The sequence below is a fragment of the Rhizobium sp. P1_C7 genome (genome assembly GCF_056406295.1).
In genome coordinates, this window is the sequence record NZ_JBFUAL010000017.1 from 100,259 (window position 1) to 111,400 (window position 11,142).

An 11,142-nucleotide genomic window follows, 5' to 3' on the forward strand; every position below is an offset into this window, starting at 1 on the left:
TTGACCTTTCTAAGAATTACCGGGCGTCTTTGCCGGCATCGCCCTTCGGCTGCTTTAACTGCAGCGTCGTCGTCCATCCGCTGCGCGAATAGGAGTGATCGACGCTGTCGATCCGATACATGCCGTCGACGCCGGCCCGGCAGCCGGCGACGATGCAAATCCCTTCGGGTTGTGCCGCAAGGTTGCCCTCGATCGTCACTGACCCGTTGCCGCTGCGTCGGTCGCTTTCAGCTGCGTCCGAGCCGGCTTGTTCGCTTGCCCGATCCTGATCGGGTTCGCTGAACCTGGCGGCCTTCGTTGTCTGCCCGCCTTCCGTTCCGGTTTCGGCCGTTTCGGATTTCCATTCGGCCTCGTCGCTGTCGTAGTAGCGCGAGAGCGTTTCCTTTTCGACGGGCCGCCCGAGCAGCGGCGTGATGTCGTAACTGTGAAGGTTGGAACCCCAAAGGGCCGTTACCGTCGAAAGGCTTTGCCCCGCCGGGTTCGTCCCGCCGTTGCGCTTTGCGAGGATCGCCTTGTCGCCGACAATCTTGAACGTCCCGCCAAGCTCGCGCGCGATCCGCTCGCCGAATGCGACGAAGCTTTCATCGTCGAGTGCGATGTAAGGCCGATTGATCGACGCGAAGGCAGGATCGACAGTCACTTCGATGCCGGCAGTCTCCCCCGCCCCGTCGAGGGCGTCCTTGACCGTCTTGTCGTCGAAATGGCGCCGCTGCGGCTGCTTCGCCTTGCTCCGGGTGTCCATCCCTTTTGCCTTGATCGAAAGCGTCCGGCCGCCGCGGTCGCCCTTTGCGCTGACCTCGTCGACCTTGCCGACGAAGACCTTCCCGACGCCCTGATCTTTCCATCCGAGCGAAATCGCGATCGAGGCGCCGACCTTCGGCATGACGATCCGGCCGCCCGTGTCGTCGATGTCGATCGTCGCGCTGTCGGACGACGTTCCGGCTTTATCCGATACGGACAGACTGAGCAGGATCGGATCAAGCGCCGCCGTGATGTCCTGGGCGCCGATGACCACAGAAAAGATGGCCTGCATCATCAGCCCCAAAGACGAACGGGCGTAACGTCGTTGTTCTTCGCGACCGCAGGGATCGGGATTAGGACGACGGTGCCGACGGGAAGGAAGGCGTCGCTCTCGGCGATGCCCGGGTTCAATTCATAGAGGCGTTCGACCGTCCCCGGCATGGGGCGGCGGAAACGCTGCCAGACGAGAAGGGATGCGGTGACCCCCTCCCGTCCGATCGTTACGCTTTCAGTCGTTTCGCCGGCCATTGCTAAAGCGTCTCCACAATCGTTAAGTATTCCCGAATGACGGTCGCAACCTCGCCGCTCGGGAACGTGACCCGCACTTGATGGTAATAGTCGCGAGCCTGCAGCGCCGTCGCTTCAGTGGCGGACAGGCGAAGGTTAATCCGCCCGTTGACCGCATCGACGATTTCGACCCCGCCGTCGCCGGTCGTCTTCTCGATCAGCGGGGCCGGGTCGGTCGCCTTCTCCGCTATCCGCCAACTGATGATGGCGCCGGACAGGGAAACGATCCCATCCTTATCCCTGACGGTCACTTCCCCGAGGAAGCTATCGCCCTGAAGATGCGTAATCTTTTGCAAGTCAAAGCCCCTTCGTTTTTCTTCGCCCAGGAAGCCGACCAGGATGGTCGGCGGTTTGATGCGCCCGATCATTGCGACCGGGCTTCGCGCGATTGCCTCGATCGGATGCGGCCCGGCAAGAAACGCTAAGAACTTGTGCCGAACCGGCTGCCTTGATTTGCCGAAGCCGGAAGCCCTATCGTCGTCGTCGACGATTGCTGCGATCCCGATTATCGGCTTGATTACGAAGCCAATGCCCGACGCCCGGTCATCAGCATCGACCGACGAATGACTGCCCGAGTTCTTGAGCGTCGCCACCCCCGAAGCCGTGTCGTCGTCGAAACCGACAAAGCCGGTCGCCAGCAAGCGAACGGACCCCGAGCCGATCGATATATCGTCCGACAGGACGATCGCAGCCTGCCCCCCAACCTTGACGGCGCCTGCCCCCGCAGCAATGTCGTCGACATCGCTGACCGCGCCGGTCGCCGTGATTTTGACCGATCCCGACCCCGATGCGGGGTCATCGATGTCTTTCAGGTCCGCCGAACCATCCGATCGTCCGTACCGCACCGACGATCCCGAGACGATGTCGTCAGCATCTGTCGCTGACCCTGCGCCCGCGATTGACGCCTGGCCTGATCCGGTTGCTGTGTCGCCTGCATCGACGACAGATGCGGCTCCCCATGTCTGGAGCGATCCCGATCCCGACGCGATGTCGTTAGCGTCGGAAGCTGCGGCCGTTCCCCGGATCGACAAGCCGCCCGAGGAAACAGCCTCGTCGCTCACATCGACGACAGCGGCGGCGCCGGATGTCTTCAATGATCCCGAGCCGGAAACCGTATCGTTGATGTCGACGGCCGACCCGATGCCGACAATCGAAGGCAATGGCGTCATTGTCGCCGACCCGCCCGCCGTGTCGTTCGCATCGACGACCGAAGCCGAGCCGATCAACTTGACCGAGCCGGTCGCGCTGACCGTGTCGCCCGCGTCCGTTATTGCGCCCGAGCCTATAAGCCCGAGCAGTCCCGAACCCGTGACCGTGTCGTTCGCATCGACGACCGATCCGACGCCCCCGATTTTTATCGATCCGGCAGCACTGACGGTATCGTTCGCATCCGTGATCGCCGCGGAGGCTTTGAGCGAAAGCAATCCCGACCCGCCGACGGCGTCGCTCGCATCGACGACCGAGGCGCTGCCAGAAATTGCTGAAGGACCGGCGCCGCTAACGGCCGCTTTCAAACCAATGAGAAACACCGCCCACGGATTTGAGGTGCCGTTACCGTTGGTTTGCGTTTTGCTACCGCTCGCGCCTGCGGTCGCCTGCATTACGTCCGCCGCATAAATGAGACTGTCAAACCGTTCGGTAAAGCCGGTTGGCGGAGATAGCGTTCCCTTGCCTTCCCAATCGTGCGACAGCCAAACAAGCAAATCATTGGCGGCGGTTGTCGTGATGCTGGTCGCGGTTGTCGGGTTCGTGCCGGTCGCGCCTGCCGACGCCTTTGAATAGACATCGACAGGCGAACCGGACGCAAGGCAGCCGGTAATCCGTTGTATTACGGCTTGGGTGGATGCCGCCGCATGCGTGAAAGTGTAGCTGCCACTTTCGGACGCGGCACGCTTCCAGTAGAGGAAAAACCCGCCGTTAAATTTATCGCCGCTTAAGTCAGAAACCGCCGTGCTATCAATCAACGTGAAGCCTGACGGCGGCGTGGGTGTAAGCAAGCCGCCGTTGCTGTCAGTGCGACCGGTGAAAATCGCAGCAAGTAGGATATCGTCGTTCGCAATGCCCGTTGGCGCGGTAACAGTTGTGTTGGTGCGGCTGGCGTATGTCGTGCTAGATGACGACGCGACCAGGACAATTGGAAGCTCCATCACTTCAAGCGATACGACAATGTAAGCTGTATTTACGCCGCCGAGTGTAATGAAGTTGGATTGCGCGGCACTGGATACGACGCCGTTGCTATCATGACCGGCGATTTCTTGCGCCGACACAATAGCACTTGCGCGGTTCGTGTATCCGGTCGGCGGCGTTTCAAGCGCCGTCGTGGTGTCTTTGTGCGCTGCCATGCGCACGACCCAACTAGACCCTGTCACCGGAGTTAGTAGCGGGCTGATCGCCGGGTAAGCCATGCTAATGCCTGACGCGTTAGCAAGGAAACCGTAGCCACCAATGGCGAGTTTATAACCAGCGGTAGGCCGGTAGACCATGACTAGCAACCCGGTGGCGCTTGTCCAGGTTCCCGACGCCGTACCTGACGAAGTCGCGACTTGATAGGCGACGACTGTCCCAAACGAATTGGCGTTTGACGTGGTTATAGAAGTCCAACCGGCCGGCAATGTCGGAACGGTTGAAACAACCTCATTTGAAGCAAAAGCGATGAGCAAGTCACCCGCCTGATGCGTCGGCATGGTGACCGTGTTATTACCGGCGGCCCATCCAACGTAACTGGTCATTCAGGTTGTCCCCCTACTCAGCTAGTACCAGCCGTCAGAACATTGATGGTCATTTGCGCCGCCGGTCATTCAACCAGTCCTTAGAGCGCCACTAGGCGTTGCCGGCTGTCCAACTGTAGGCCGACACGGCGAAAGCTTGGCCTAGTGCAAAGTTGGTGTTGTCGAGGATAAGCTCGGCGACGCCGATGTATTGCCAGACGCAGCCGCCGTCGGTGATCGAGGCGCCGGTTCCCGTAGGCCCGCCGCTCGATGCCGAGGTTCCCGCCGTCGTGCATTTGTAAACCTTGCCGCTGTCGGCATTGACTTGCTGGCCGACAGCGAACGCCGCCGACGCTACCCAAGGCTGACTGACAAGGCCCTGAAAATGGCACTTGCTAAGATCATTCGACATGATGCGGTAGTAACCGGCGAGCCCGCCCGCATCAGCGGCAACGTCTTCCCAAGTTCCCGACTTCGACTTAACGCCGCCGGAAGCCGCGCCCATCCAATCGGACGGCAGGGCCAAGGTTGCAAGGACGGTTCCCGTCTGCGCTGCTGCGGTGTTTGTCGGCATGGCGCCGGTCAACAGCCGCATGACAGGGGAAACCCCGCAGGCGACTTCCTGCGCGTCAAGATACGCGTTGCGAACTTCAACTGACTTTTGCATTTCGATCCCTTTTCGATGTTTAGATGAGCCCCGCGACAAGCGAGAAGAACGATTGTGCTGACGGCTTTTGAGACCGGGTCAGGCTGATCGAAACATCAATCTGCCTGCCCACGCCTTGCCGCCCGAGAAATGAGGAACGGGAGCTGACATGCGTGATCGCAAACCAGCCCTGCGGCGTCCCGTCGCCGCGCATCAAATATTGAGGCTTCCCGCTGACGCGCATCTGCTTGAGAAGTTCAAGCTCGTCGAGCCCGCCTATCGCCATCGGGAAGAGCTTCCCCGATAGCGAGATTTCGTTTGGTCCCTCGCCGACGAATTCAAGGAGGGGTTCTGCGCCGACGACCGGCTTCAACGCATATTCTGTTGAACCGTCTTCGTAGACCTCATGGACGTTGAAGGGCGCGACTTCGATCGACAGCGATCCCAATGAAAAAAGCATCAGCCATAAGCCCCGCTGTCTGAATGCGACCCCCGAAGCAGGCCGGCAAGTTTGTCCTCGATGCGCTTGACGACTACGTCCGCGGCTTGTTCCGGGTTCGTCATGCCGTGAATGTGGATGTCGCCGAAACGGATGTCCCCGCCCCCGCCGGCTTTACTAACGGGCGTGATCGTCCCCGCGCCTTTTGGCGTGAAGATTTCAGCTTCATTCTCGCCGACAAGGAAGGACCCGCCCGACCAGACGTTGCCGCCTGCCGCGCGATGCCCGGATATCCCCGGCCCTGCGCTGTTGGTGTTGGCAGCGGCCGGCGGACCCGAGGGCGCCGGGCTGCCTCCTCCCATCCACGAAGGCAGGCTCGGCCATTTGATCAGCCCCGAAATATCGATGTTGCCGATCGCCTCGACGATCCGTCCGGGCAAGCCCTTGAACCAATCGAGCAAGCCCTGAAACGCAGACTTGATCGAATTGATCATCCTGTCGGCGACATCGTAACCGGCCTTGTCGAAGCCGGCCTTCTGTTCGTCCGAAAGGATTTCCTGCGAAAAGAACGACCCGATCCAAGACGTAAATTCGGACAGCTTCGTCTTGACGACGTTGAACGCATCGCCGATCGCGGTGATTGCCGGCGTGATCCGATCGAGTAGCGGCTTCATCTTGTCGAAGGCGGGTTGCAGTTCCTCACCGATCCTTCTGGCCACGCCGCTGAAGATCGACGAAACGCGATCCCAATATTTCCAGAGCAAGGCGCCCGCCCCCGCCACGACGGCGACCCCTGCCCCGATGGCAAGCCATGCCGGGGCCGAGATTGCTGCTAGCGCCCCGCCAATGGCGGAAAGCGCGCCGGAAATCATCGACACGCCAGGGACCGCAAAGATCATTCCGCGCAGAGCAGTCCCGATCGCCTGAAGCCCCGTTAGCTGCTGCCCGGACATGCCGCCAAGCGCCCTTTGCAATGCGACCGCCGACCGGGCGGCCGACATTGCGCCAATCGCCGACCGTCCGATCGTGTTGAACCCGATCGAAATCATCGATAGGGCGCCGCCGCGACCGAGAAGGCCGACGAACCGGAGCCCAGTCATTGCGATCTTGAATGCGACGAGCGCCCCGGCCGCTGCCAGGACGTTCCGGGTCAGTTCGGGGTTCCGGTTTGTGAAGTCGGTACAGGCTTCGATAAGCGGCGTCATCCGATTGATCAGATCGTTCAATGCCGGGATCAACGCCGCGCCGATCGCGATCTTCAAGGACGTGATCCGGTTGTCGAAAATCTGAACCGCGTTCGCGAACGTCTTCGACCGGGTTTCGAATTCCCTGAACGAAGAGCCGGAATAATTCGTCTGATCCGAAACGAGGCCGAGGCTTTCCCGAAGCAGCCCGAGGTTAGTCAGAAGGATCGGCAGAGCGCGGGCTTCGTTTCCGAACAAATCGGACGAAACCGACGCTTGCTCTTCCTTCGGCAGTTTCGCGATCGCTTCCATGACGGACAGCGTCGTTCCGACGGCATCCTTCTGCATCGACTTCGCGACTCTTTTCGAACTCAGTCCAAGCCGTTCATAGGCTTCGCGCTGCCGCTTCGTCGCGCTGTCGCCCTTCGTTAGAGCAAGGCCCATGTTGCGGAAGGATGTCGCCGCGACATCGGTTTCCGAACCGGCCGCGACCATCGCCGAGCCGAACGCCGCAACCTGCTCGGCGGTAAAGCCGAACTGTTTCGCCTGGGCGCCGACGCGACGCACAACGTCAAGAACTTCAGCCGCCGACGACGCCTGCGCGTTCGACAGATGGTTCATCGCATCGGTCAGCGAAACCGCCTGATCGATCGATAAGCCGAGGCCGGTCATAAGTTTCGCCATCGCATCGCCGGCATCGTCTGCGCTGATGTCAAAGGCGACGCCGACCTTCGCGGCCGCTTCGGTGAACTTGATAAGGTCATCGCCGGCAATGCCCGCCTGACCGGCGGCTGCCGCGATCTGCGCAAGACCGTTGACCGACAGCGGGACGCGCTTCGACAGGTCAACAAGGGCCTGCTGAAAATCCTTGAAAGCCTGCGGGGTCGGGAAGTCGACGACTTTCCGAACGTCCGACATGGCGCTTTCGAATTCCATCGCCGCTTTGACCGGCCCGCCGATCGCAGCTTTGAGCGAATAGAACCCGGCGACGGCGTCGATCATTCGGCCGCGCGTCTGATCAAGCGCGCGATTGTTGCGCTCGATCGCAGCGCCCAGGCAAGCGCCGAACGTACCTGATGCACCCGCCGCCGCCCGGTTCAGCCCGAGTAGCGAGCGGCCGGCAGTCCGGGCCGGGCCGGTGACTTGGTCGATCAGGCGAACGACCAACTGCGATGTAAGAGCGGCCATCTTCAGCCCTTCCTAAGTTTGGCAATGAGGGCCGCGTGGCGATACATCCGCAAAAGCAGCCCGAACGGGGTCCGGCGGCATTCGATGAACGACGTGTTCAGGACCGCCGCGGTTATCGCGACGATCTCGTCCCCTTCCCTGCGCCAGATGCCGGCGAAGGCGAGGATCAGGCCGAACCGCTCGTCCCGGTTTCGCCCCCAAGCAAAGGGACACTCGCGTTCGCAGCCCCCTCGATGTCGCGCTGATTGAGCTTGCGGATCGCTTCGATCGGCTCGCCAGAAAGGGCGCTGATGATCGCGATCGTCTGGCGGACGCTCGGCGCCTTGCCTTCCTCGATACCGAGTTCGTCGATGATTTCGAGGACTTCCCCGTTCGGCTCGCGGAAGGTCAGGGTTTTCAGGTCGCCGATCGGGAAAATCAGCGGATACGTGATTTCCTTCCAGACAGGGACGGGATTGTTTTCGGCAGTCATTTTCGTGTTTCCTTGTTCACGACAAAAAAGTCCGCCGGGGACGAACCCGGCGGGCTGATGTGATCAGATCAGTTTCGGCGACCGGCGGCGTTACTGGATCAGCCGGAAATTCGCAGGATGCGATTTTCGTCGGCATTCTGATCGACGCCGTTGACGCGCCAAACCGAAGTGAAGTGATCCCAGGCGATCTTTTCGGAACCATCGAACCAAAGTTCATAATGGATGACCGAATTCATCGCGTATTCGTGACCGTGCATTTCGCCGCGCTGGAAAGCATCCGGCGCGATGCGGCCGAGGCGCGCTTCGAGGATCGCTTTCGCCTCGATCGCCTTGCCCGATCGCTGATCGCGGACGACGCCGTAGGCGGTGAAGATGTTGCGATAGCGCGTCCCGAGCCCGAACTCGCTCAGAAGATCGGGGTCAAAGCCGTTCAGCTTGAACGTCGGTTCAAGCTTCTCGATGCCGACTTCGAATTCGGTCGCTACCAAAGCGCCGCCGGCATGGTGATCCGCATAGATCGCCTGCAGGTCGGGAAGCTTCAGTTCGGCAAGCGTCAAATGCTTGCCCTTCGTCGCGTCCGCCGTCCCGCAAAACAGGTTGACGGCCTCCATCAGAAAGAAGGTGCTGCTCATTCTCTTAGACCTTTCCTAACTGACGGTCAGACGTTTGCGTCAAGCTGAACGAGAAGATCGTTCAGAAGCGCGTCGAGGGCCGGGCGGTATTTGGCCGACCGGATGCCAAGCTGCCGAAGGACCGGCGCTTCTTCGGCCTTGAAGGTGACGACGAACTTGCCGAGCCGAAGCTGTTCGGCGTTGTTCTGATCGCGCTCGAAGCCGGCCGTGTAGCCGAGGATCGCGTCGTCAGCCTGCAAGTCGCGAAGCCCGGTCTTCATCGTCTGGACAATGCTTTCGATCGTCTGCGCGGTGATGTTGAACCGGCCGAGGAACGAGCGAAGCGTTTTCAGGAACATCAGGTGGATGTAATCCCGGCCGCGCGTGACGTTGTAGAAACGCCAGTTCTCATCATCGCCCGCGTTGTCCGTCCCGACGTACATGAAGCCGCCCGAAGCGATCGACGTTTCGACCCCTGCCTCGCCGCGAAGGATGACGCCCCCGTTTTGCGCAAGAATTTGCTGACCTTCGGTTGCCCCGTCAGTGAGCGAAAAGTCGATGTAGCGGCTCGGGCCGACGATCCCGTAAACGGGTTGGTTTGCCCAGGACCAGAACGGCAGGCCGTTCTTTTCGTGATCGCGGCGGACGGCAATGCCGAGGACCGCGCCGACGCCGTCGACGACATCGCCGTTCGTCCCCACCTTGACCCAAGTTTCCTGCGGGATCAGGCGTTCCGAATTCAGCGTCTCACGCCAATCGGTAAAGTCGAGCAGCGTCGTCCCCGGGCCGGAAACAACGGCGTGCGCGAGCGTCGCGTTCAGGACTGCCGGCAGGGCAGCGCAGACCGCGTTCGCGAGGTCGGCGATAGTCGTAGTCGCTGCGGCGCCGGAACCGCCGCCGCCCGTCAAGCCTATCGTCGGGGCCGACGTGTAACCCGAACCCGGGTTTGTGATCGTGATGCCGACGACCTTGCCGGCATCCGTGCCGGTTCCGAGGACCGCCGTCCCCATAGCGCCAAGGCCGCCCCCGCCAGTGAAGGCGACAACCGGCGGGCTCGTGTAGGCAGAGCCCGGGTTGTTGACGATCGCCGAACTGACGCCGGTCTTGCGCTGATGCGTGAAGCCAGGAACGCCGATCAGACGCGGGACGACGCCGAGCTTCGGGCCGGCGATGCGAAGCGCATGAACGCCAGTCTGCAGGGCGGCATTGCCGACGAGGTTCTCGATCGTGTCGTCTTCGTTTACGCCTTCTTCAACGCGAACGATGACGATCTGCGCGGCAGCCTGCAGTTCCCCTAGCTGCGCGTTGATAAGCTCGATCTGTTTCGCGAGCGATCCGGTTGCGCCGAGCGCCTGAATTGCGACGGCGCTGTCCGAATAGATCATGATGGGGTCGTTCAGCGGGAAGAACGTTTCGTTTGCCGCCGGGGCCGTGCCGACAAGACCGACGACCGACAAATCGGATGCGACCGCCGGGCGCGGCTCGTTATCGAGCCGCGTGATTGCAATGCCGAATGTAGGATCGGACATCGACTATCTCCTATGTTGTAGAAACAAAAATGCCGCCTTCCGGCGGCGGCTTTCAAACGACCGACATCGAGGCCGGGCGTCAGTTCTTAGGCGAAGGCGCGGACGACGAGCCGCCAGTTAGCGTTCGTCAGCGCCGCCCCCTGCCCGGTGCTTTTATGCAGGGCATACATCGCACTTGCGTTCGATCCGAAGCGGACATTGATGTTCGTTTCGTCGGGGGTGATCGCTGCCCCTCGATCCGAAGCCATTAGCGGGCCGGGCGGGATCGAAACTTCGTCGCCGACCGAATATCCCGCCTCGGCCGTGGCGCAGACAAGAGCAAGCTGAACCGACTTCGGCTTCACGGTCAGGCCGTGCGGGATCGCAAGCGAGCCGCCCGACGTGATAGTCTGCTGACCGCTTTCGACGAACTTCGTCAGCGGCAGCGCCGAAAGGTTCGCCTTCGCCGCCAGGGCATCGGCGAGGCCCGAAATCGCTAACATGCTGTGACCGTGGGTCGCGGCCGCATAGATCGGGTCGAAGTAGGTTTTCAGGGCATTCTTGAGGGACGCCCACGAAAACCGCTTGACTGCGTTCTGCGCCGCGCTGTCGAGGCCGACAAAAGTATCGGCATCGACAGGCGTCGATTTCAGGCCAGTCGTTCCCAGGTTGCCGGCGTCGAGTTTACTGTTCAACGCTGCCGCAAGGTTGGTGATGTCCGCTATCGAATGCGAGTGCGAGCCGAGAAGACCCGCCGGGCTTTGAGGAACCCAACTTCCCGCGACCTTTGCAAGAACATAACCATCGGGGGCGGCAGCCGTTCCGCTGACGCCCTCGATGCTGTCGAAAGGATAGACGAACCCGACGGAAACCTTCCCTTCGAGCGCATTGATTAGGCCGGAAATGTCCGACATGGCATGCGAATGAACGGTCGGCGCCTTTCCGTTTAGCGCGTTCAGTATCGTCCCTATGTCGCCGTCAACAGCGTCGAGCGCCTGCATCAAGAGCAGAACGTCGTCGCTGACATTGTGCGAGGGGACCGGCTTGGGATAGCCCCGGTTGATGGTGTCCGCCATTC

At 61.2% G+C, this 11,142-nt stretch carries 10 protein-coding genes; all 10 read right to left on the reverse strand.

The genetic code is table 11. The annotated features are described in order from the left end of the window. Positions 1-16 precede the first annotated feature (16 nt). Positions 17-1,033 (reverse strand): phage late control D family protein, encoded by a 1,017-nt coding sequence (locus AC1D2R_RS22925; protein ID WP_477970800.1) that lies wholly within the window; start codon positions 1,031-1,033, stop codon positions 17-19. Between the two features lie 2 nt (positions 1,034-1,035). Beyond that, positions 1,036-1,269, reverse strand: coding sequence for a tail protein X (locus tag AC1D2R_RS22930; RefSeq protein WP_477970802.1), 234 nt, complete (start codon positions 1,267-1,269; stop codon positions 1,036-1,038). A 2-nt stretch (positions 1,270-1,271) separates the two neighbouring features. Next, positions 1,272-3,650, reverse strand: coding sequence for a hypothetical protein (locus AC1D2R_RS22935; RefSeq protein ID WP_477970804.1), 2,379 nt, complete (start codon positions 3,648-3,650; stop codon positions 1,272-1,274). Between the two features lie 478 nt (positions 3,651-4,128). Further along, the gene (locus AC1D2R_RS22940; RefSeq protein ID WP_477970806.1) at positions 4,129-4,683 is read right to left on the reverse strand and encodes a hypothetical protein; all 555 of its coding nucleotides are present in this window, start codon (positions 4,681-4,683) and stop codon (positions 4,129-4,131) included. A gap of 19 nt (positions 4,684-4,702) precedes the next feature. Beyond that, the gene (locus AC1D2R_RS22945) at positions 4,703-5,122 is read right to left on the reverse strand and encodes a phage tail protein (protein WP_477970808.1); all 420 of its coding nucleotides are present in this window, start codon (positions 5,120-5,122) and stop codon (positions 4,703-4,705) included. Continuing rightward, positions 5,122-7,473, reverse strand: a complete 2,352-nt coding sequence (locus AC1D2R_RS22950; protein ID WP_477970810.1) for a phage tail tape measure protein — start codon at positions 7,471-7,473, stop codon at positions 5,122-5,124. Before AC1D2R_RS22950 ends, AC1D2R_RS22945 begins: the two co-directional genes overlap by 1 nt. A gap of 166 nt (positions 7,474-7,639) precedes the next feature. Further along, positions 7,640-7,945: a phage tail assembly protein gene (locus AC1D2R_RS22955; protein ID WP_477970812.1), complete on the reverse strand. Its 306-nt coding sequence runs from the start codon at positions 7,943-7,945 to the stop codon at positions 7,640-7,642. A gap of 98 nt (positions 7,946-8,043) precedes the next feature. Further along, entirely contained in the window at positions 8,044-8,577 is a 534-nt protein-coding gene (locus AC1D2R_RS22960; RefSeq protein WP_477970814.1) for a phage major tail tube protein, read from the reverse strand. A gap of 26 nt (positions 8,578-8,603) precedes the next feature. After that, entirely contained in the window at positions 8,604-10,085 is a 1,482-nt protein-coding gene (locus AC1D2R_RS22965; RefSeq protein WP_477970816.1) for a phage tail sheath C-terminal domain-containing protein, read from the reverse strand. Between the two features lie 86 nt (positions 10,086-10,171). Then, on the reverse strand, positions 10,172-11,140 hold the full coding sequence (locus tag AC1D2R_RS22970; RefSeq protein ID WP_477970818.1) for a phage tail fiber repeat family protein: 969 nt from the start codon (positions 11,138-11,140) through the stop codon (positions 10,172-10,174). Between the last annotated feature and the right edge of the window lie 2 nt (positions 11,141-11,142).

What these genes read in the sequence shown, in the direction of transcription:
- AC1D2R_RS22970 (WP_477970818.1), bottom strand. Translation starts at nt 11,140, where the DNA reads ATGGCGGACACCATCAACCGGGGCTATCCCAAGCCGGTCCCCTCGCAC.
- AC1D2R_RS22965 (WP_477970816.1), bottom strand. Translation starts at nt 10,085, where the DNA reads ATGTCCGATCCTACATTCGGCATTGCAATCACGCGGCTCGATAACGAG.
- AC1D2R_RS22960 (WP_477970814.1), bottom strand. Translation starts at nt 8,577, where the DNA reads ATGAGCAGCACCTTCTTTCTGATGGAGGCCGTCAACCTGTTTTGCGGG.
- AC1D2R_RS22925 (WP_477970800.1), bottom strand. Translation starts at nt 1,033, where the DNA reads ATGCAGGCCATCTTTTCTGTGGTCATCGGCGCCCAGGACATCACGGCG.
- AC1D2R_RS22945 (WP_477970808.1), bottom strand. Translation starts at nt 5,122, where the DNA reads ATGCTTTTTTCATTGGGATCGCTGTCGATCGAAGTCGCGCCCTTCAAC.
- AC1D2R_RS22950 (WP_477970810.1), bottom strand. Translation starts at nt 7,473, where the DNA reads ATGGCCGCTCTTACATCGCAGTTGGTCGTTCGCCTGATCGACCAAGTC.
- AC1D2R_RS22940 (WP_477970806.1), bottom strand. Translation starts at nt 4,683, where the DNA reads ATGCAAAAGTCAGTTGAAGTTCGCAACGCGTATCTTGACGCGCAGGAA.
- AC1D2R_RS22935 (WP_477970804.1), bottom strand. Translation starts at nt 3,650, where the DNA reads ATGGCAGCGCACAAAGACACCACGACGGCGCTTGAAACGCCGCCGACC.
- AC1D2R_RS22930 (WP_477970802.1), bottom strand. Translation starts at nt 1,269, where the DNA reads ATGGCCGGCGAAACGACTGAAAGCGTAACGATCGGACGGGAGGGGGTC.
- AC1D2R_RS22955 (WP_477970812.1), bottom strand. Translation starts at nt 7,945, where the DNA reads ATGACTGCCGAAAACAATCCCGTCCCTGTCTGGAAGGAAATCACGTAT.